Annotated in this window: 13 protein-coding genes; 5 read left to right on the plus strand and 8 right to left on the minus strand. The window is 55.2% G+C overall.

From position 1 onward, the window contains the following. The 3 genes from ABLQ08_RS31895 to ABLQ08_RS31905 form a co-directional block, all read left to right on the plus strand. Positions 1 to 3,088, plus strand: a 3,088-nt coding sequence (locus ABLQ08_RS31895; RefSeq protein ID WP_352950816.1) for a DUF5801 repeats-in-toxin domain-containing protein, incomplete at its 5' end; no start/stop codon positions are given. A gap of 58 nt (positions 3,089 to 3,146) precedes the next feature. After that, positions 3,147 to 3,494, plus strand: coding sequence for a hypothetical protein (locus ABLQ08_RS31900; RefSeq protein WP_352950817.1), 348 nt, complete (start codon positions 3,147 to 3,149; stop codon positions 3,492 to 3,494). Positions 3,495 to 3,940: 446 nt separating this feature from the next. Continuing rightward, entirely contained in the window at positions 3,941 to 5,014 is a 1,074-nt protein-coding gene (locus ABLQ08_RS31905; RefSeq protein WP_352950818.1) for a hypothetical protein, read from the plus strand. 170 nt (positions 5,015 to 5,184) lie between these two features. On the opposite strand, the gene ABLQ08_RS31910 is transcribed toward ABLQ08_RS31905, so the two are convergent. From ABLQ08_RS31910 to ABLQ08_RS31940, 7 genes are all read right to left on the minus strand, one after another. After that, positions 5,185 to 5,748 carry a hypothetical protein gene (locus ABLQ08_RS31910; RefSeq protein WP_352950819.1) on the minus strand — a complete coding sequence of 188 codons (564 nt, stop codon included), beginning with the start codon at positions 5,746 to 5,748 and terminating at the stop codon, positions 5,185 to 5,187. 153 nt (positions 5,749 to 5,901) lie between these two features. Then, positions 5,902 to 7,104 carry an HlyD family secretion protein gene (locus tag ABLQ08_RS31915; protein WP_352950820.1) on the minus strand — a complete coding sequence of 401 codons (1,203 nt, stop codon included), beginning with the start codon at positions 7,102 to 7,104 and terminating at the stop codon, positions 5,902 to 5,904. Beyond that, on the minus strand, positions 7,097 to 7,726 hold the full coding sequence (locus tag ABLQ08_RS31920) for a hypothetical protein (protein ID WP_352950821.1): 630 nt from the start codon (positions 7,724 to 7,726) through the stop codon (positions 7,097 to 7,099). Before ABLQ08_RS31920 ends, ABLQ08_RS31915 begins: the two co-directional genes overlap by 8 nt. A 290-nt stretch (positions 7,727 to 8,016) precedes the next feature. Then, positions 8,017 to 10,608 (minus strand): hypothetical protein, encoded by a 2,592-nt coding sequence (locus ABLQ08_RS31925; RefSeq protein WP_352950822.1) that lies wholly within the window; start codon positions 10,606 to 10,608, stop codon positions 8,017 to 8,019. A 47-nt stretch (positions 10,609 to 10,655) separates the two neighbouring features. After that, positions 10,656 to 11,180, minus strand: a complete 525-nt coding sequence (locus ABLQ08_RS31930; protein WP_352950823.1) for a hypothetical protein — start codon at positions 11,178 to 11,180, stop codon at positions 10,656 to 10,658. Beyond that, positions 11,149 to 11,541, minus strand: a complete 393-nt coding sequence (locus ABLQ08_RS31935) for an SH3 domain-containing protein (protein WP_352950824.1) — start codon at positions 11,539 to 11,541, stop codon at positions 11,149 to 11,151. The genes ABLQ08_RS31930 and ABLQ08_RS31935 overlap by 32 nt, the downstream gene beginning before the upstream one ends. A gap of 9 nt (positions 11,542 to 11,550) precedes the next feature. Then, the gene (locus tag ABLQ08_RS31940) at positions 11,551 to 13,287 is read right to left on the minus strand and encodes a vWA domain-containing protein (protein ID WP_352950825.1); all 1,737 of its coding nucleotides are present in this window, start codon (positions 13,285 to 13,287) and stop codon (positions 11,551 to 11,553) included. A gap of 582 nt (positions 13,288 to 13,869) precedes the next feature. On the opposite strand from ABLQ08_RS31940, the gene ABLQ08_RS31945 reads away from it, so the two are divergent. Together ABLQ08_RS31945 and ABLQ08_RS31950 are read left to right on the plus strand one after the other, a co-directional pair. Then, positions 13,870 to 14,442: a hypothetical protein gene (locus tag ABLQ08_RS31945; protein ID WP_352950826.1), complete on the plus strand. Its 573-nt coding sequence runs from the start codon at positions 13,870 to 13,872 to the stop codon at positions 14,440 to 14,442. Between the two features lie 142 nt (positions 14,443 to 14,584). Beyond that, entirely contained in the window at positions 14,585 to 14,935 is a 351-nt protein-coding gene (locus tag ABLQ08_RS31950) for a hypothetical protein (RefSeq protein WP_352950827.1), read from the plus strand. 504 nt (positions 14,936 to 15,439) lie between these two features. Here ABLQ08_RS31950 and ABLQ08_RS31955 read toward each other — a convergent pair. Next, complete coding sequence (locus ABLQ08_RS31955; RefSeq protein WP_352950828.1) at positions 15,440 to 21,466, minus strand: beta strand repeat-containing protein; 6,027 nt, start codon at positions 21,464 to 21,466, stop codon at positions 15,440 to 15,442. Positions 21,467 to 21,535: the final 69 nt, after the last annotated feature.

The raw sequence follows: 21,535 nt of genomic DNA on the forward strand, positions 1-21,535 counted from the left end.
AAGCTATTCAGGCGCCTACATCAACGATGTCCAGGAACTGGCAACGGGCCTTGTCGAGCTGAAGGCGACGGCGGAGACGACCGACGGCGACGGCGACACGGCCACCGGCAGTGCAACGCTCGACCTTGGCGGCAACGTCAAGTTCGGCGACGACGGTCCGAGTGTGGCCGTTACGGTTTCGCCCGACACAGTTTATCTCGATGAGTCGGTCGGCACGGATGGATCGCAGCAGGACGAACCCGGCAATGCGGCTTCGAATGACGAAGAAGGTGAAACAGATCCGTTTGCGGCCAAGAACTTCGGCAACATGATCGGTTACGCTTCGTTGGCCGCCGCTCTGACGATCTCCGTCAATGCCGGGGCCGATGGGCTTGGTGACCAATCCGTCAGTTTGACCGATGACAGTGGTAACGCGCACAACGGGACTGCCACCAGCCTGTCTCTCAGCTCTACCGGGCAGACCGTCTATCTCTTCACGGAAGACGGAATTATCGTCGGCCGCGCGGGTGATGATGCCGTTGACGCTGTTGATGGCACGGTCGCGTTCGCGATCGGCTTTGCGCCAAACGAGACTGATGTGGAGGTTGCCCAATACGCTGCATTGTCTCACAGCAACACCACCACCCATGACGATGCTGTCGGACTTGACCAACTCGTGCATGTTACCGTTTCGGTAACTGATGGCGATGGCGACAGCGCTGAAGTAACGTCGGCGGACGCGCTCAACATAGCGTTTGAAGATGATGGCCCGGACGCCATCAATGACAGCGCACAGCTGATGAAGGGTCAAACCGACTTCAACATCGTATTCGTTCTGGATTTCAGCGGCAGTATCAACAACACCGAACTCGCAACGATGCTGAGCGCTGTTGAAGCTGCGGGCGAGGCCTTTTTCGACAACGCCGGAGAAGTTCAGATCTATCTGGTCGCCTTCTCCAGCACGGCAACTTCCGCCGGGCCGTTCACGGATTTCACCAGTTTCGTGGATCAGCTGGACGATTGGAACCCGGCCGAGGGTGGAACCCGGCCCTTCAACGGCAACACGGACTTCACCGATGCCATTGAAGAAACGATGGACGTCTACGTCCCATTGGCCGAATACAACAACCAGGTCTTCTTCCTGAGTGACGGTAATCCCAACCAGCAGACAGGAACCGGCGGCCATTCGCTTGCGAACTCCACGAGAGCCGACTGGAACACGTTTGTCTCTGACAATGACATCACGGTTCAGACGATTGGCATCGGCAACGGTGTAGACGAAGCCAGACTTCAGGATGTCGATGAAGCCGATGGCGATGACACGGTTATCACTGTCGATGACTTCGATGATCTCGTTGATGCTCTCGTAAATCTTGCAAGCGTGGAATCAATTTCCGGCAATGTGCTTCTCGGCGATGACGGCGTTGTCGGAGGAGGTGACGACGACTCGTTCGGTGAAGACGGAGGCAGGATCCTGTCGATACAGGTCGGAACCGTTCTCTACACCTATGATGCAGATGCCGACGAAATCACAAACAATGGCGGCGAACCGACGCAACCTGGTTCCGAACTGTCGGTCACCACTCCGGCGAACGGCTTGCTTGCATTCAATTTCGCGACCGGCGCCTGGACCTATACGGCCGGCGGCTCGACAAGCAACGGCGTCGAAGCCTTTGAATATACCCTGATCGACAATGACGGTGATACCAGCTCCGCAACACTGTCGATTGAAGTAATTCCCGCGCCTGGTGCCAACAACGACATCGTCCTCACGAATATCACGGACTTTTCGCCCATCGATATTCCGGAAGAAGCCTTGTTGAACAACGACACGGAAACGGGGTCCCCGCTCAGCGTCAATTCGGTAAGCGATCCCGATGGCGGAACCGTTGCAATGGGTGTCGAGTTCGATCCCCAGGCAGCACAGTTCACCAAGACCTATGACTTTGACGGTGTCACCCGTGGTACGAACGATCACTTTGCCTATTCGTTCGAGTTTGATCCTCCGGGCAATTATAGCGGCCTTGCGGATCTGACGGCCGCGGTCGGCATCGGAGGACCTGGCTCCCCATCGGCGGTCGAAGCGACGAATGGCGACTACCAGGATATCGCAGAGGTCGGAAACGGTGACTGGGATCTGCCGGATCCGGGCGACGGCAACGACAACGATCATGCCGTCTTCTGGGCGCAGTTCCAGATCGATGAAGATGCAGCCAACATTGTTGAACTGAACGTATCCATAGACGTCAACTCTTCAGGCTCCGGCCTGGTCGGAAACGGAAGTGACCTTGGCATCTGGAACTACAGTTCATCGCAGTGGGTCCAGCTTGATGGTTCTGCAGGCGGCGGCGGCTGGAGCGGAAGCATAACCAGCAACATCGCGGACTACCTTGATCCATCCACGAACCAGTTGACTGTCGCCTTTGTCAACTCGACGGATGACCGCTTCTACGGTGTGGACTACGTCAGCGTGGAAGTTGTTTACGATGAAGCCTCCTTCACCAGCGGTTCCTTCGACTACGAGGTCACCGACGGAAACGGTTTCAACGACACCGCCAATGTCACGATAACCGGTGTCGACAGCACCACCGTCACAGGTACAGGTGAAAACGAAGTCCTGATCGGAAACGACAGCAGTTCCACATTGGACGGCGCGGGCGGCAACGACTATCTCGTCGGTGGCGCGAGTGCCGACACGCTTATCGGTGGCGAGGGCGAAGACGTTCTTGCCGGAGGCCTTGGCGCCGACACGCTTTGGGGTGGTACCCAGGGCGGGCTCGGCGATGGCGACAAGGACACTTTCGTTATCGATGATGCCACCGCAACCGATATCATCAGTGACTTTGAAGCAAATGTTGATGAGATCGATCTCAGCGATCTGCTGACACTTGCCCTTGGAACGGACGTGGAAGGCGACGGCGCGGCCGGTGGAACACCCGACTACGTTCATTACAATTCCGCGTCCGGTGACCTGACAGTTGACCAGGGCGGCAATGCCGCCAGCGGCGGTGGCGATGTCGTTGCCAATCTCGGCACCGGGCTCGGCGACGAGACCATTAAGATATTATTCAGCGATGGCGGCGGTAATAAAGGCTCCGACACCGTTTGATTGACCATGGAGCTTACTTAGGGTTACAAAAACCAATTCTAAAGCGCGAGGAACATTGATGAAGAAATTACTGTTCGCCATTGCGTTTTTGCCCCTCTCAATGCAAGGGGCAAATGCGGCAGACCTTCTGGGAGGCTACTGCCAGCTCGTGCAGCCTTCGCAGCTATTGACGATCGAAAGCAACAAGCAGCTGAGCGATGAAGTTGTCCGGCTTATGACGGAAGCGGTCAACGTGGCCGACGACGACAAATGGATCGATAACACAAGTCCGGCATTCACGTGGGCCTCCGAGGCCAAGGTCGCCTGCGGCAAGGCCTACGGCTACCTTCGCACCAACACACGTGACGAAGAAAATCTGAACAAATGTGAATGCTTCCATCAGCGGATGGTCAGCTACATGTATTGATTGTCAAAGTTTCACCGCAATAATGCTTCCATCTGATGCTCGATGCGGCCAGAACTGTTCGATCAGTCATTCAACGAATTCTGTTCAAGCGATTGGTATCTTCAGTCGCTCGGCAGCCCTATGCGTATGCATGGCCTTCAGAGCAAGGCTCTCACGCCACCCCTGAATTATGACGCTCTGGAACGTCCCCCTCAATTCAAGTTATCCGGCAGTCGGCGACAATTCGAGCGGTGCAACAATGGCGTCGCGATACTGCCTGACGCCGAACCTGGAGACCATTTCAGGGAATCATGTCATTCTTTGAATCCGCAGTCAGCAAAATGCAGGCTGCATGCCAATCCCGGCCAACAAAAAATTTCGAAAGTCAGATCTCAACCGCAACTCGAACAAGCACCACATTCATCTCAGCTCGCTTTCCGGGGAGCCAAACGGAAGTATTGCAAATCATGTTCCGAATTGTCCGTAGATCCGTTTTCGTCTTAGCTCTCTTTGGGCTCGGCGCCTGTCAATATGCGGGAGAAACTGTCTCTGTAGATCAGATTGAAGATGTCGGCCCTCCCCTGAACACCGAAGTAATCGGGTCGGGAAACACAACTCTGGCGCTGGTTCTGCCTTTCATGGGGAGTGATACAGTAACGGCAAAACAGATCCGCAATGGCGCAGTTCTGGCACATGAAAATCTGTCGGACGGCAAGTTGAAACTGGCCATTGTCAACGCCAGGAGCCCGAACTACAGCGAATTGAAGAACACTACGCTCGTCGCCCTTTATGCTCCCGACAGTGGTGTGTCGTCCCCACCACCGGGCCGCGCTGTGAACGTTTCGCTGGGTGACAAACCTCTGGTCAAGAACGGCTTGTCCCTTGTCGCCGACGATATGGACAGCCTTGCTGCAGGTCTTCAATACGCCTCCCCCTCCGGCGCTCCCGTAGTCATTCTTGCACCTGAAAGCCAGTCGGACAAAGACCTGGAAAGTCTGGCGAAAAACGTTGGCGGAACCGTCGAAATCATCAAATACGCCAAGGATGCAAAGGCAAATGTACTGGCCAAATCGATTGAGGATGTCGGAGACATCACGGCAGTCGGTTTCGTTGAAAGCAATCAGAAAGTCGCCGACATTGCTTCGGCTCTCAAACGCGGAAAGTCGAAACCTCTTATCGTCGGACACACCGGCTGGGGACAGAGCCTGGTCAAGAACCCCAAACTGCAAGGAGCCATAATCGCACGCCCCGACAGTTCCAGTTGGGGTTTCGTGACCGAACGTTATCAAAAGCAGTTCGGTGCCAATCCGACCGAAATGAGCCTCTACGGATTTGACATTGTTGCCGTTGCCGCAAGCCTTGTCCGGCAACATGGCTCCAAAGCAATTACGCGTCAGCGTTTGCTTGACAGCAAGGGCTTCAAGGGAGCGACCGGAGCGTTCAGATTCAACAAGGACGGAACCGTGGAACGCCTTTATGAGATCACAAAGATAGACGCCGGCAAACTGACCGTCATGAAGCGCGCACCAGCCGGGTTCTGAGCTTCCTGTTCGCAACTCCTTTTGCGAACAGCACCCGACGGTACCAGTCGGAACCAACCTAGGGCCGGCTACCTGAACATGGTTGTGATCAGCATCTGCCCGGTCAGGTCGTGCGTTGACCGTTGGCTGGCGGCATTGCTTCGCTGAACACCCTTGCCACCACCAGGCGGTTAGAAGTGTTTCTTTGAATCCATCTTCTCCTTGAGCGGAGTGTAGTGCCCCTTGTTGTGGATGCAAATGTGGTCCTCGCTGGTCCGCATCGTATAAGACCCCAGCTTGTCGGTGTTCTCGTATGGCTGCATCTCAAAAACCAGAACGCTTTCGGCATGTTCGATCAGCCGGTCCGGATTGGGTTCGTCCTCCCAGTGCTCACAGACACCGAACTTCACGAATAGCTCACCTGGCTTGTACTGATAGAGCCACTTGCCCTCGTGTTCCTTCATACGTGTGACGAAGTCACGGTATTCAGATTTCACAATTCCGATGTAAACCAAGTTCCGTTTTGCGAATTGTTTGACCCCACGTTCGGTTCGCCAGTCGCGAATTTCCTCGTCGCGTGCTTTATCAACGCCCTTCTTCTCCAGAAACATGTAGAGCCCGTAGTGCTGCCTCATGTCGGTAACGATCTGGTGGTGTGAGGCAGGCCCGACACTCGGAGTCGATTTGTCGATCGCACTGCGCACGCTGGCGACATATTCGACTGCCGGGCTCCAATTGATCCAAATCTCGCGCATCGATCCGCCCCTCGCATTTCATGGAGTGCAATCAGGATAGCGATACGCGAGCTATCGCTCAACGTTGCCCGGGTTTCGCGAACGTCACCAGCCGACCCGAAAAGCCATGACAACGGCCACTCATCAAGCCCAGTTAAATGTGACCAGACAGAGCTAGTGCCCACCTCCGGCAAGACCGACACCGGTGACAAGCGCAATCCAGACCTTGATGCGAAGCCCCCATGCCTTGATGATACCAAGCCCACCCAGGATATGGCCGAATACTCCCTCGCCGAGATTGCGGTCATACGTCTGGACAATACAGCCGCTGCCGTTGACCAGAACCTCTTCGTGCTGCGGGTACACCATCTCGAGCAGCACGGCGACCTCACCGCGCGTGGCAAACTGCGAAGGTTCAAGCAGTCGTCCCGTCGCGGTCACCTGCCCTGCGGCGATCTCAGGTTGAATGGCAACAATCCGGGCGGGCAGCACCGCGTCGACCATCGCGACGTTGAAGTTGGTGTCACAGGCGACTTCCGCCGGCATGCCGACATAAAGGACCGAACGGGCGACCTGCGAAAACCCAGCGAAGATGCGCTTCGGATGCGCCTCATCTCTGTCCGGAATAATGAGCATCGCCGGGTTTGACGCGATCTGGGAAGCCCGGGCGCCAATATGCAGCGTGAGCTGGTCGATGACGCCGTTCACCTGGGACCGGACAACCGTTTTCTCCAGTTCTACATTTGCCTGCTCAAGAGCCGCCTTTGCACTATCGCGTTGGGCCGCCAGAACCTCTTCAAGCTGAATGTTCGCTTCATCCAGCAGGGCTTGTGCCTGCGTAACCTTGGCTTCGCCGGCCGCTTTGTCGGCGACGGCCGCCTCGTAGCGGCGCGCGCTGTAAGCAGAGGACTCTCGGGCGCGGAGTTCCTCCTGATCCTCAAACACTTCGACAGCCTGTTGGAGAACTGCCTTTTCCCGATCAACTGAAGCTTGCGCGGAGCGCACTTCAGCCTCGGCCAGGGCGAAGGATTTTTCGATTTCGACCAGCTTGAGCTCGGCGGTTTTTACAGCAGCCTGTTCCGTCGTGTCATTCACCGTGAACAACACCTGCCCCGGCTCAACGCGGCTTCCGTTGTCGACCTCGATTGTGGTTACCGTGCCGCCGTTTTCACTGACGACCGGTACGGTGCGAAACGGCACGAAACCCGTGTATGACTTCGGATAATAGTAGAAGACGGTGAAGAAGACGATGAAGGCGAGCGCAAGCCACACAAAGAGCGCGATGTGGACGTTGTAGAGCGTGATGGGAATTCCCTTCCAACGCAGATAGAGGATCCGCAATACGAACGGGATGGAAGTTACAGTCAACTCAATCATTGCCGGCGCCTTCCTTTGCTTGCACTACCTGGCTCTGGGAAGCTGACGGTGACACTCTCCGAACTGGATCTGACGACGCAGCGGTCGCGGCTTGTGCGGGGCGATTTGGCTCTGTGTCTGGTGAAGGTTTTTCTGGCTGCACCCGCCTGCCGTACCGGTCGTGTTCGCCAAGATGTTCGTGTTGCAGCTCTTCAAGCAGCACCCCTTCCAGCTCGCCTTTGAGCGTGTGCTCCTTCATGGGTTCAAACCAGAGCATCAGGTCACGGGCGAGCGCAGTCGCGATCAGAGCAAGCGGCAGCAAAATACTGAAATGACTGAGAGGTGGAAAGATCTCGTAAGCAAAAGCGATCATGAGCAGCATGGGGATGGTCGTCTGGAGCGGCGTCCCCTCATTGTGCCGTTCGGCGAAACGGTCAAACCGGGCGTAGAAATGAAACACCGCAAACAGCAACAGGAAAAGCAGAACAAGCGCCGAAAAAGCAGTGGTGTCTGTCTCTCCCGGTGGTGTCCACCAGGAGACGGTCTGTTCGTGAGCGCCTGTCTCCGACGCTATCGCCGAAGTTGCGAACAAGGCCATCGAAGCTATGGGAAGGAACAGAGCGGTCAAATTGTTTCGGTTCATCTCTCGCCAATTCATTCTGGATTATGCTTTTGCTCAAAAAGGATCAATCGCTGCTCGAGACCCGGTCACGAACAATAGAAATGCGCGTATCCGGATTCTGCAGGTGCTCAACCGCACTCAATCATACTCGCCACACGGGAAAAGAATGCAATAAAAACATTGCCCGAAGGGTCAATAAGGCGATTGGCTACGAGCAATCTCACGCTTTGGCTGCACAACCGAATGACCTCCGTGCAGCCCCTCCACACTGCGTGATGCCAGTCAGAAAGCTGAAACTTCCCGAGACACGATTAGTCAAGCTGGTTGCCAGGCAAGGACGCATTTGGCAAGTCTGCATTGGGAAGAGCGTTCAGTTGCGGCAATATCGGCTCAATAGCCGGCAGCTGTTGATCAGCACCGAACGGAAAGTTGCTTCCCAGGTTCGGTGTGCCACCCTCAGAGGCTGCATTCTGCCCGCCGACCAGCTGCTTCAGAATATCAAATGGCTGTTCAATAGAAGGCGGAATGTAGCCATTTGCATAGACTGACCCCTGAAGCGTTCCTTCGGGTGCGTAGGCAATCATGCGACCCTTTTCATCCCGCAAGGCTTGCCTGTTCTTGCCATCAACCACCGTGCAAACGGAAAGCGTGTCCCCGGGACCAAAAGGATCGAGCGGTTTCTGGCGCTCAAAGTCGAAGTAGGTGGCCTGTTCCGGCAAGTGCACAGCGCCGTTCTTCTCGCCGGGCGAAAGGAAACTGGCCTTCGTGCAATTGAACTTTTCGATGTTTGTCAGGTCGATGATCAGGATAACCGGATTTGTCCGGAGACGGAGACGATGTGTCCGATCCTCATTGGCCTCATAGTTTTCCCAATGGTCGCGTCTGAAACTGCCGAGTTTCGCAATCGTGACCGGATCTGAATCCAGGAAACGAAAAGGGATTTCAGCGTCCGAGATGCCGATTTCCAGCGGCAGGAATTCTCCTCCCTCCGGGAGGCTTCCATCCAGGACATCGAATTCCCATTTTTTCGAACCAGGCTCCGATTGTGTCGGCTGTGAGAATCGAAACCCATCCGCATGCAGAACCGGAGGGTGGTCCAGCTGCTGCGAAAACCCGACCGTGACCGACCAATGTGTGATCTTGTCCACCTGTTCACCATCCATCGCGTTGTCAGTTTTCACTTCAAGCTGACGCGTGCGCCCCCCATGTTTCACCAACTCTTCAATGGCCTGAGTTGTCGCTTTCAGGTAGGCCCTGCGGTCAATGAGCTTGTTCCGTGCCGCAGCAAAAGTGAGATAGCTCTGTTGAGCCAGCATGGCCGAGAAGCTGAGTTCCATCGCCTCCGACAGATCTCCGGCATTTGCCATATCGGTCGTATACTGCCAGAACGCCTTGGCTCCGGTTGCCGTGAGACCGACACCAAGCCCCATCGCATCAGCCGCAGTTGCGCTGCCGCTGGAAAGAGCGGTCACCAACTTGACGGCATCGCTCCCCTGGTCGGCAACCAGCATCTCGATGAAATCGCCGACCAGAACGTTTTCTGGCCCGGTCAACCCCTTGAACGCTTCCCTGGTTACCGGAGCCTCGGTTAACACAAACGCTGCAGCCTTGCCGGAAAAGTAATCGTCGATCTGTTGAAAGGCCTGGTCGCGAGTCTGCTTCCGCGCGGTCCTTATGAATTTTTCGGTCAAAGCTTGCAGAGCTTCTTCACTCAGTTCCTCTGCCGCCGCGTTTGCTCCTGACTTGGAGACGGCTTCCAAAAGGCCGTAAACGGCAGGTGCAGCGGTGCCTGCAGTCAAACCCGCGGAGATAACGACTGCAGTGGCTTCCGCCACAAAAGTGAAGGCGAGCATGTCTCGGTTGCGAATTTCGATGATGTGGCGGAGATATCCTTCCTCGTCGATATCCTGCTGCCATCTGGCCCGGATGGAGGACATCTTGCGTTCCGTCATTGCTATCAGTTCGTCGACCCGCTCTAGTTCTTTTCTGTTGGCTGCGATAGCCTGTCGGTAACCGCGCAGCTCATCTGCGGTCGCCGGATCGCCGGAAGCATCGGCCCTTTCAATGACCGAGGCCTCGTACCAGATTTCGCCATCCATCGTTGCCGTAACGGTTTCCACATAAGGTGGCGGGTTCTTCAATAGAGCAGCCAGAAAGGAAACTGCTGTGTGTTCCGTCAAGGTCTCCAGAACACCGACACTTTCTTCCGAGGGGAATTTCGCATAGGCGTCAAGCCTCCCGGCAAGTGCCGTTTCGAGTTCCTTCAGGTTGGTGAAATCGGGGGAAGCGGATTTCAATGCCGCAAGCTCTTTTTCATGAGCCGTCTTCAACGTTTCCAGTTCGCGGGGGATGGCATTCAGGCGATCATCGATCCGGGTCAGATTCTCACGAGCCTGGTTGTACAGATCTCTCGACTTGTCAGCTTCCTGGAGCGCAAGTCTTTCCTGCGACTTGTTGTTTTGACTTTGTTTTGCAAGTTCCAGAAACGCGATCAAGTCTGCTTTGTATTTTTCGACATCACCGTTTGCCCGAAACCGTTCCGTCTCCAGCGTTCTCTTTTCACTGTTCAGCTTGGACACACTAGCGTTAAAGGTATCCATCAACCCCTGGCGTCGCATACCTCCCTGGCGGCTTGCTTCCGAGAGGCGTTCCCAGTCTTTCAGAAAATCCTCGCGAGCGGCCTGACGCGCAGCAAGGGTTTCCTTTCGCTTCCTGTTGGCTTCTTCCGCCGCTTTCAAGAAATTCAGATAGTTTTGCTCAGCTTTCCGCAGCTCCTGCTCGGCCGAAACTGTTGCATTCGCGCTTAATCCGGATTGCCAGCATAGAGCGAACGTGACCAAAGCCGTTCGCGCGAGCGATCTGGTCATCGACACTTTGGGCACCCGATTGGCAAAATTTGTCATGAAGCAATCTCTTTTCAAAAACAGCGCGGGGCGAATAGAGCCAGCACTCAGTTCAGCCTCAGCAGCTGGCCGTTAAGATATTCAAGTGACCGGAATGGAATGGAAGGATCAGCTCTGTAGAGCTCGAAAACAGGTCCTGTTTCAGGTGTCGCCCCCCTGACCTTCACTGTCTCGAAATCCTCGGGATATGGACCGAGTACATCAAGACCCGCAGGCGAAAGACTGACAATCATCAGCTGCTCACCCTGACTTGCACCGCCTTGCCAGGCGCGGAATACGAAAAGTGTTTCCGTGCCATCTCCACTGTCGATTTTCAACGTATCGTGCAGATCAAGGCTTTGCATCTGCGCGAACCGGCTCAAAGGCAAATTTCCGATCCTGACGAACGGGGGCACATCGACCAGGTCGCCGTTTGCCTTTTCCGTTGTGATCCGGTCGGACCAGGTAACTGTCTCGCTATCGGCCGCCTCGGTCTGCACGCTCGCCAATCCGACCAAGACAGACAGGAGAGCTGCGGAAATCAGGTTCTTCGCCATCATATCAGCCCGCCAGAAACTCGATCCAGTTTTCATGCACCCAGCCCTTCTTTCCGCGATGAGGGACGGGACGGTCATGATCTACGGCACTGCAGTTCATATCGTAACCGACGCCATAAACGATACCGATCCAGTTTCCCTTCTGTTCAAACAACCAGACAATGTCCTCGTTATGGATTTCATCGAGCTTCCGGAAGTTCGTTCCCGGCCCGGACCGGACGGCCAGAAAGCCGTCGCCATCCTTCTTCAGCCCTGCGACTTTTCCAAGAGCGCAGGTGTCCAGGTCGTCGCTGGCAAGCTCCATAACTGGAACGTCCAGCTCGTTTGCCCTGGCGGGGCTCAGAGCAATTGCTGTCGCCGACACCATCAGGACGGCTGCAACGGACAAGTTCCTCATAGCCGATCCTTATGGAATGGTGATGTTGAGTTCGCTGGTCTGGCCGGTCTTCAGCTCGAAAGGCTTGGTCACAATGACCTCTCCCTTGTTGCTGATCCGGAAGAAGTACATTCCTGGAGGAACGACACCCAAGCCCTTGGCATTGATTTCGAAGTCCAGCTTTCCGGCACTTTTGCCATCGTCACCCGTCTTGTGAAGCTCAAGGCCAAAACCGGAAAAGCCCGAACCCGTCGTGATGGCGTATTTGAATGGAGCAACATCCATGCTGATTGCGGGATCTGCCTTTTCTCCCGCCGTCACGGTGATCGGGACGATTTTCGAAGCAGCTCCCAGTCCGTTGTCGTAGGCAATCTTGAGGAAGTAATCTCCCGGCTGCACGGACAGGTACTGATTCAACTCGCCGAGTTTGCTTGCTATGGCTCCGTTCACACCGGCTGCTTTTTCTGCGGCCGATGCCGTCTCGAAAATTCCGAAAGACATGCGGCCACGGACGACTTTTCCGCCTTCATACAAGGAGACTTGCGGGCGGATGGAGCCGAAGCGCAGATCGAACGTGTAGTTGGTCGTCTCACCGGGACGAATTTCGATTTCGGCCTTGCCTTTCAGACTTTCATGATCGGCCGTCACCAGATAACGCCCTGCCGGCAGCCATGTGTCCTCGTTCGAGATAGCACTATCGGCAATGGCGTTCTTCTGAGGCTTTCCATCGACGATAGGGAAGAACCGATAGAAAATCGGATTTGCGGCGACATTCCTGTCTTCAGTCGCAAAGGCATAGAGCTGGGCCGAGCCACCGTCGAGATCAAAGGCCCCGACCTGCTGGCCGTCCTCACCTATCGTGATCTTTCCTTCGCGTTCGAGCGGACTGGAGTGATACTGCACTTTGACATCATAGGTTCCCGGGAGGATTTGCTCATCATCCGAATAGATCACGCCGAGCTGGTCATGCAGAACCTTGTCTCCGGCGCGCACAGTCCAGCGAATGTCGTGATTTTCCTTTTCGCAAGTTTCGCAAAGCTTGGCGTAGAGAAGCAGAGAAGGTTCCGGCTGTGCAGGCTGAACTTCGGGAACGGGAGCAGGTGCAGGCGGGGCGGCGGCAGGAGCTGTGTTGACGGCCTGAACCGTCTGTTTCAGTGCGTCCTTCAACTCGTTTGCATTGTTGGCCCTGAAAAACTTGCCACCGGTCTCGGTGGCAATGCATTGAAGGCTTTTGAATTCTTCTTCCGTCACATCGAACCCGATGACATGGACCGAAAAGTCCGGGTTCAGCTGTTCAAGAGAGCGGGCTTGTTCGCAGGGGTCTGCTTTACAGGTTTCGATGCCGTCGCTGACAAGAACGACGGAATTTCTGCCCTGGAAATATTGAACGCTTACTGCTGCCAAAAGCAGGCTTTCGGTGATCGGCGTTTTGCCGCGCGGAGAAATGGATTGCACCTTGTCGATCAGGTACGGGCGATTGACCTGCCCTGGCATGGCCACAACTTCGATATCGGCGCAGTCACCTTTTCTGCGATGGCCGTAAACCATCAATCCCATGTCGGCGCTGTCATCCCAGTTGGTGATGAGATCGGTCATCAGCTCCTTGGCAATCGAAATCTTCGGCTCACCATCGACACGGCCCCACATGCTGTTGGACCCGTCCAGGATCATCATCACCTGGCTTTTCTGTTCGACACTGGCTTCCTGTGCCTCTGCAGTTCCAAGCAACAACAGAGGCGTGATCAAAGTGGCCAATCTGAAAATCATTAAATTCCCCAACCCAAAGACGAACTGTTTAGTCAAATTCCCGAAAATTCATCAGGAAGTCTGACCTAGGTCAACCAGAGTCGGGAGCAAATGACTGTGATCGGCGTCACGCACGGATTGAAAAAACTGCCAATGTTCAAACGAGCAGCTTGTTTGGCTCTGACGCTAGCTTTGAGCGTGGAGGGTATTCCGCTTTTCCTCCGCTTCGGCGACAGCACATCGACCGATGCCGAAATTCCTCAAGCCTTGGCATGCCTCCTCGCAAAGTCATGCGATCATTACGGCCTCGCCGGTCGCCCTCCTAGAGCGTTTCCGGTTCTCTGAGTGAAGGTTCGACTAAAGAAACTCAACCGGCAGCTGCTTTCTTGACCTTCCCTCCTCCTCAAAATGAGGGAGCATAGTTGTTGCATTCTGGATATTGAGAACAGGAGATAGATGATAAAAAGAACGAAGTTATTTTTGACCGCATTCGAATTCAGTTCATAATTTTGGTAATTACATATTAAAAAATAACAACTTACATCATTGTCGCATAAATTTGCCGGCACACTTCAATTTGAATGCACTTTGGCGGAGATCGGTATGACGAACGCGAATCTCACGACCCTGGAGATACTGCGCAAGGCTAAAACCGGGCTCTTCAATAATCTTTGCGACGCGTCGACACTGTCAGAAAGCGTCGATCTCATGAAATTGCGCGCCGATCCCGTTTTCTACCTCTGCGAATTCCTCTACATGATTTCGCAGTTCGACTTCAAAAACGAAGACTTTTTCAAAACCTATATTGAGAACCATAATGCATATATTCAAGCACTGATCGAAGACAGGGAAAAACACACCTCGCGACTTGGACTAAACCGTCAAAGGCTGGAGAGTGGATTGTTCTCGCCACGTTCAATGGAAAAGAGCCTTGCGAACTTCCGGATGTCCAGGGGAGCTATCGACCAGTCGGATCTCAGTCGTTTCATGATTGCGATTCTTTCACCGGAAACAACACGAAGAACAGTCGAAATTTTGAGTCTCGGGGGCCTTATTAGCCGCGACCGAAGTCCTTTCGGCTCTGTTCTGATCCAATCCAGCGGGGTAATCGAAGCCACGTTCGGCCAATACCTTTCGGAGTGCCGAACGGGCATTCAAAATCAATTCTCCAGCTGATACCTGACCTGCCTACACCAACCCAACCGGACATCAAATGAACCACTGCTTCAACCCACTGATGTTTCTTCGTAATCTCGTTTTGAAAACTGCAATTTCATGCGCTGTTCTGGCAATCATTGCTGTCAATGACACAACTTCCGTGCAGGCAGAAACTTCAAAGACACCGTTGTTTGCTCTTCAATGCGGTGGGAGCGCTCTGCAGATTTCCATTGACGAGCTCGAAACTGTTCGAGCACGCTTTGCAACCGCCCTGAAGGTTCGCGGTATCAACCCGGAGGCCTCCGACTTTTTCAGTGAGAACTTTTTTGCGCAGGTCAGTTGCAAACTGAAGAACGGTTTCGGCGGGCAGAATCTCACCGAAGGACAGTTGGAAAAAGTCGACATTCTGGAACTTCTGATAAACGCACCCAGAAGCAGAGGAAAATCAGAAGCAGTATTGGACATACTTGAATTGCTACAACAAACCAAAGATCAACAAAAAACAAAGTAAACTACAATTTTTCAATCAATTTTCTTTATATTGAACCTCAAGTAAACAAAATAGGCGCACCTAACGGTGCGCCTCGAGAAAAATTACTGAAAAATATATTTTCAACATATTCCGTACATCTCTGCAATGACTTCAGATTTATCGTCTCCAACCATAAGCAGCAATAGCTCCTCAAAATAAGTAAGCTTACCGAGGATGCGGTGGATCACTCAACTCCAGTGACCGCGTAAATCCTCAAAGAAGTTCATGCATCTGACAGCGAACCACATCCTGACCAACTGCAACTCATAAGCTTGCACCGACCCTTGCTGGGTAAGAGATAACGCCCCTGTGTGACATATCCCAGCCTCTTCCCTTGTCCTGCAGCCAAACACCTGCCGTTTTCAGCTGCAAGCGCTCCGTCAGGCTTGCCTGTTGTTCGATGATGTTGATCACACTGCCGGATGCGAGGTCAGGTCCAGTTGGTCAAAGAGAACAGTCCTCTCAAATGTTTGAGACGCACAGTCAGTTGACGTTTCTGCTCGGCGGAAACAGCGATGACACGTCGAAACAGGTTCCGTCGACACTGCAGATCTTGGAAATCGGCAGAACCTGACGCATGTTGTAGCACTGGGCAGTGGGGTCAAACTCGTAAAGGGTTTCTGTCTTGTCCCGCTCGGTCGTCGGAGCGACATGTTTCAAGACATCATAGCGGCAGGTGCCAGCGAAATTGGCCGCATCCACGACATCCGGATCAACCGATGTCGGCAAAACGGTCAGATCCGCTCCTTCCGTCGTAATCCCAACGCCATACCAGGTGCTTGCCGCAAAGCTCCCCGTGGCGTCGATCCCATCAGTCCAGAAACCGGCTTCAGCATTTCCAGCCCCGTCAATCGGCACGCTTTGGGCAATCTGAACCGCACCGGTTACTGCATTAAGGTCGATGTCAAACTCGTTTGCATCCACGTTCACGCCGTTCACGGTCAGGAAAAGGGGTGCAAATGCATTTGTGTCGATCCCCTCGCCGTAGAAAATCGTCTGGTCTTCCGCGACGACGTTCACAAGCGGCGTCACCGAGTAAATCAGTCCATTGCCGCTGGCGAAATCGGCAGGCACAGGATTGCTCTCGTCAAAGCTGGTCGAATAGCGAAGGAAATCGCGATTGGTGATCTCGATATCATCGCGATTGTTGTCCGGACGTGTTGAATAGATCAGCCAGCGGCCGGACCCGACCCCGAGCGGCGTCAATGACCCGCTGTCATTGTGGAAGTCATCACCGGCGGCAAAGATCAGATTGCCACTGCCGGAATTTTGATAGGCCAGACCAGATAGGAAGGTGATGTCGTTTGCCGCGATGATGGTGAAGTCGTTGGCATTCGACTGTGATACCGTTCCTCCAAGTGCAAGCCCCGTATCAGTCGCCTTGATCCAGACGTTGCCGCCGCCCAGCGCATTGTCGAGAATGGCATCCGAGATCGTGCCATCGCTGCCGGAAACCAGGGCAACTCCGGCATCTTTGTCAAAGCCGGAAGCCGTTGCGGTCACATCCGCATTCGAAATCGAATTCGTACCCGACGTCGCGTGGCCAAGCCAGGCGAACGAATAATCACCTGCCCCGTCTTCGATACTCACCTCACCAACGGCTGTAACCGTGATATCGCCTTGCTGGGCCCCGCTTGTCTGGCCGGAGAAACCAAACTCGGCCGCCCCATGACCCAATTGTGCATAGCTGCTGTTACCCGTGCCGCCGACCAACTGGACATTGCCGCCGGCCTCCAAGGTGATCACTCCGGTATTGTCGCTGTTGCTGTTGGAGCCACCGTGACCCAGTTGTGCGTAGGCCTGTTCATCGCTGCCGCCGTTAGCGGTCACGTCACCATCAGTTGCGACCGATATGAAACCACTGACTGGACCAAGCAAACCGCCGTCTTCGCCGGCTTCAGAACCACCATGACCGAATTGGGCATAAGCCTTGTAGGTGCCACCGGAAAGCGTGATGCCGGACGTGGCGTCCACCACGATGTTTCCGGTCATGCTGTTGATGATACCGCCATCAGAACCCGCTTCCTGGCCGCCATGACCGACCTGCGTGTAACTGTAGTCGCCGGTCCCGGCCCGGAACTCGACAACTCCTCCTGCAATCAACGTCACATCACCGTCGACGGGTCCGCTGATGCCGCTCTCCTGAACAAAGTTGGCACCACCATGTCCCAGCTGCGCAAAGGCTTGCTCTCCGTCGCCGCCGTCGGCGGTTACATCGCCTTCGGAAGAAACGTGAACATCTCCGCTGATTTCGCCTATCACCCCGAAGTCTTCGCCGGCCTCGGAACCGCCGTGACCGATTTGGGCATAAGCCTTGTATGAGCCACCGGAAAGCGTGACGCCGGATGTGCCCTCCACCGTGACATTCCCAATCAGATTGCCGATGGAACCCCCATCCGACCCGGCTTCCTGACCACCGTGGCCAACCTGGCTGTAGCTGTAGTCGCCAGTTCCGGCCGCGAGTGCTATCGCTCCGCCCGTGTTCAGCGAGACAGTTCCGCTGACCGTGCCACCGCTGCCGTCGTCCTGGGCATAGTTGTAGCCGGCGTGCCCAAGCTGGGCGTAAGCCGCATAGTCGGATCCGCCCGTCAGGTCGGCATCGCCACCAACAGTCACATCGATGTTGCCGGTAATTGAGTCGATGTTGCCGAAATTGGCGCCGGCATCGGCACCGCCATGCCCTATCTGAGCATCCGTGTAACCGTCGGAACCGCCGGCAATGGCCAGGTTTCCGTCGGCGTCGATTGTAATGTCTCCAGAAACATCACCGATCGTGCCGTCAGCAAAGGCGGCTTGTGTCCCCAGATGACCGATACGGCCATAGGCAAAGTTCGACGTTCCGCCTTCCACGGCTACATTACGACCAGCGATGATTGAAATATCCCCCGACACATCTCCGGAAGAGCTTTCATTGCTGAAACCACCACCGCCATGTCCAATCTGGGCAAACGAACCGATGCCGCCTGCAAGAACGGAAACGTCATTGACCGCCTCGATCTGCACATCGCCGGACAGGCCACCGGAAGCCGCATTCGCCCTGTGGCCGATCATTGCGTAAGCTCCCTCGACGCCGGCGTCGACCAGAACGTCGTTTTCGGCGCGAACGACAAAGCTGCCGGATGCGGAATCCGTACCGTCAAGCACATATCCGAAGATAGCTGCATAGCCACCGTTGCCGCCAAGGACGTTCACATCGTAGCCATAGGCCCGATTGACGCCGTTGCGGGTTCCGACGCGGATTTCATCCGATTGCGAGCTGTCGCCTACGATAACGGTTCCGTTGTTCAGGCCAAACAGGGCCTGCGAGCCAAGCGACTGATTGTTGAAGGCGTCGGCGTCAAAGTCGGCGGATGGCGTCCAGGCTGTCTGATTTACGTTGTAACCTGCCACCAGGTTGAAATCGCCGCCAGTGTCATTGTTGTTCTGCAGGCCGACATCGGCGAAGTTCATGTCATAAGCTGCCAGCAGGCTGAGGCCGTTGCTTGAGCTGTAGGTCTGATCGGAGGAGACGGCGCCGCTGGCAGCCTCCAGCGACAGGGAGCTGTCGGTCGCAATCAACGTGACATTGCCGCCGGACAGCCCGTTTTCGATCATGTCGGTGGAGAAGATACTCAGGCCACCGCTGGCGATATTGGAAGCGCTGACCCGGTCGAAGGCTGCCGCTTGCACAAAGACATCGGCATTGGAGACGTCGTCGGCATTTGCCGTTGCATGACCAAGCCAGCCATAGGTGTAATTGGTCGCCGGATCGGTGCCGTCCTCGATGGTCGCTTCGCCAGTCAAAGTGACGCTGATATCGCCCTGGACAAGTCCAGCCTCCTGGCTTGAGCCTCCAAAACTTGCTGCCCCGTGTCCAAGTTGGGCATAGGAGGAAGCCCCACTGCCACCGACAAGCGAAAGATTGGCCGCAGAGGCGATCGTAATATTGCCGGTGGAATCGATTTCGGAAAATCCGCCACCATGACCAAGTTGCGCAAAGGAATTGTCGGACGCGCCCCCTTCAAACGACAAGTCGTTTGCCGAGGCAATTGTTATGTCACCGCTATTGCTAGTGCCGTCAGAGGCAACACCACCATGGCCAAGTTGTGCAAAGGCTGCCCATCCATTGCCTTTGAAGGTCAGATCATTGGCCGAATTGATTGTAATCGTCCCGCTGTGATCACCGACTGAAGCCCTGCCACCCAGACCCAGTTGGGCAAACGCACCACCGCCGCTACCCGCAGTGAAGGTCAGGTCGTTGACGGTTCCAATGGTTATGTCACCGCTTTTGTCTCCGACACCGAGTTGAGTGCCGTGACCCAACAATGCGTAGCTATAGGTGGCGGTGTTACCGGAGAACGAGAGATTGTTTGCAGAGCTAATTGTCAGATTGCCGCTGAAATCACCATAGGCGTACATGCCGCCATGACCAAGCTGAACATAGGACTCTGCAAAAGTGCTCGCTGCGAACTCGAGATTTCCTGTTGCCTCGATCGAAATATCCGCGTCGACCGTTGCCTCTCGAGTGCCTTGAGACGTGTCACTGCCAACGTGACCAAGCTGGGCATAGGTTCGGAACCGAGACCCTCCTGTTGCCGTTATGCCGCCCGCCGCGCGAACCGCGATATCGCCCGTAATTTCGTAACTGCCACCATTATCCGTCGCCTGAAAGCCGAGTTGAGAATAGGCCCCGCTGGCATTTCCGCCCTGAATCTCAAGATCATAGGCATAGACATTTGTCTCGCCGGACCGGGAGCCGACAGCAATGCCTGAGCTTTGGTTGCCGTCGCCGATGATCACGGAGCCAAAGTTGGAGCCACCGTCGTAACTCTGGCCAAAGATGGTCTGGGTCGAAAGATCGGCATTGGCAAAGACAGCGTTGTCGAAAGTCAGATTTGTCTGCAATCCCCCGGTAACGGTGCCCGTCAAGCCGCTGGAACCGTCCCATCCGGCGACCAGGTTGATCGCACCCCCGGTCTCATTCTGGTTCTGCAATGCACCTGAGAAGCGGATGTCGCCGCTTGCCAACAGGCTCAGGTCGTTCGAGTAATCGTAAGTATAGTCGGAGGTCCAGTAGATATGGCCCGGATCAGAGCGGGCATCGTCATGCGTCGTGATCACCACGTCATTGGAAAACAACGCGGACGCCAAGTCGCTCAGCGATATGAAGCTGTTGGCGATATTGTTATCGACCAGGCCGATCTCGATATCGGTCGGATCGAGCAGCAGGGTGCCACCGCCGGTATCGACCGTTCCGGTAAAATCAAGCGTGCCGTACGAAGAAACTTCGGCAAAGCCGCCATTCACGTCCTTTTGTGACCCGAAAGCGTTGATGTGGCCGGCAAAATCGGTCCGTTCTTCGGACCAGAGCACTGCCGTACCGCCCGCGCCTTGGCTGGAACTGACATCGATCCGACTGGTGCTGTCGACACTGAGCCGCGCAACGTTCTGCACTTCATCTTCAGACAGATCACGTCCGCCCATCAGCTCACCGCCGACACGCACCTGACCACCTGACAAGGCTCCGCTGGCATTGAGCAGGGCATTGGTCAGCTCGATGTTGCTGTCGCCACCGATATCGATATTGCCGCCAGCTCCGCTGACACCACTTGCGTCGAGCAATCCGGAGATTTCCACGAGGTCGGCGTTGATGAAGATTTCGCCGCCATTGGTGGTGGCGCCATTCTTGCGTTTGCTGCGGATCGTCTTGGCAACGGTAACCTTGCCTCCGCCTGCACCGAGGAACACACGGCCACCACTTTTGGAAAAACCGGTGGCATTGATCGCGCCGCCATCGTTCCCGGCCAGAGCGTAAATATTTCCGCCATTTGTCTTCAGCTCGGCAACAGCTGCTTCGATCATGCCTTTTTCGGTAACGGAATCCGATGCGCCGCCGACTTTGACCAGAAACTTGCCGTCATCGAGCGCTGCATCGCGCAGAAGAATTTCGCGCCCAGCCGCAAGACCGACGGTCCCCTGCTGCGCTGTCAGCTTGCCTTCATTGACAACGGTTCGAGAGATCAGGGCGACATCCCCTCCCAGGGAAGACACCTGCCCAAGATTGATAACGGAGCTGTCCGCCGTTCCGGAAAATGTCAGATCTCCGCCGTTCAGGAAATTCTCATCCGTGACATCAAGCGTCGAGGCGACGAAGCTGCCACCGGTCTCGATCACGCCGCTTTCACCGATCAGCACCCCGTTCTGGTTGATCAGGAACACGGATCCGCTGGCAGACAACTTGCCGTAGATCTTGGAGACATCGCCGCCGGTGACCCGGTTGAGCGTTGCGCCGTTGCCGTTGTTGAAGGTGACCGAATTGCCCTTGCCGATCGAAAAGCTGTTCCAGTTGACGATCGCCTTGTCGGACCTTTGCGTGACCATCAGGTTGTCGGCACTCGGCAAGGTAATCGATGCATCTCCGGCAATGACATTGCCACCGCTTGGCAGCTCACCGGCAAGTGCCGGCTGAACAACCGAGGTCACGACCATTGCTGTTGAAATCGACAAGGAGACAACCGGGCTTTTAAACATCAGACAAAACTCCAGCGTCCGGTGAAATCGCATGGATTGAACCGGCCGATACGCCCTGATTTGATAATT

The organism is Roseibium sp. SCP14, assembly GCF_040329475.1.
Classification (GTDB): domain Bacteria; phylum Pseudomonadota; class Alphaproteobacteria; order Rhizobiales; family Stappiaceae; genus Roseibium.

What these genes read in the sequence shown, in the direction of transcription:
- ABLQ08_RS31900 (WP_352950817.1), top strand. Translation starts at nt 3,147, where the DNA reads ATGAAGAAATTACTGTTCGCCATTGCGTTTTTGCCCCTCTCAATGCAA.
- ABLQ08_RS31905 (WP_352950818.1), top strand. Translation starts at nt 3,941, where the DNA reads ATGTTCCGAATTGTCCGTAGATCCGTTTTCGTCTTAGCTCTCTTTGGG.
- ABLQ08_RS31910 (WP_352950819.1), bottom strand. Translation starts at nt 5,748, where the DNA reads ATGCGCGAGATTTGGATCAATTGGAGCCCGGCAGTCGAATATGTCGCC.
- ABLQ08_RS31915 (WP_352950820.1), bottom strand. Translation starts at nt 7,104, where the DNA reads ATGATTGAGTTGACTGTAACTTCCATCCCGTTCGTATTGCGGATCCTC.
- ABLQ08_RS31920 (WP_352950821.1), bottom strand. Translation starts at nt 7,726, where the DNA reads ATGAACCGAAACAATTTGACCGCTCTGTTCCTTCCCATAGCTTCGATG.
- ABLQ08_RS31925 (WP_352950822.1), bottom strand. Translation starts at nt 10,608, where the DNA reads ATGACAAATTTTGCCAATCGGGTGCCCAAAGTGTCGATGACCAGATCG.
- ABLQ08_RS31930 (WP_352950823.1), bottom strand. Translation starts at nt 11,180, where the DNA reads ATGAAAACTGGATCGAGTTTCTGGCGGGCTGATATGATGGCGAAGAAC.
- ABLQ08_RS31935 (WP_352950824.1), bottom strand. Translation starts at nt 11,541, where the DNA reads ATGAGGAACTTGTCCGTTGCAGCCGTCCTGATGGTGTCGGCGACAGCA.
- ABLQ08_RS31940 (WP_352950825.1), bottom strand. Translation starts at nt 13,287, where the DNA reads ATGATTTTCAGATTGGCCACTTTGATCACGCCTCTGTTGTTGCTTGGA.
- ABLQ08_RS31945 (WP_352950826.1), top strand. Translation starts at nt 13,870, where the DNA reads ATGACGAACGCGAATCTCACGACCCTGGAGATACTGCGCAAGGCTAAA.
- ABLQ08_RS31955 (WP_352950828.1), bottom strand. Translation starts at nt 21,466, where the DNA reads ATGTTTAAAAGCCCGGTTGTCTCCTTGTCGATTTCAACAGCAATGGTC.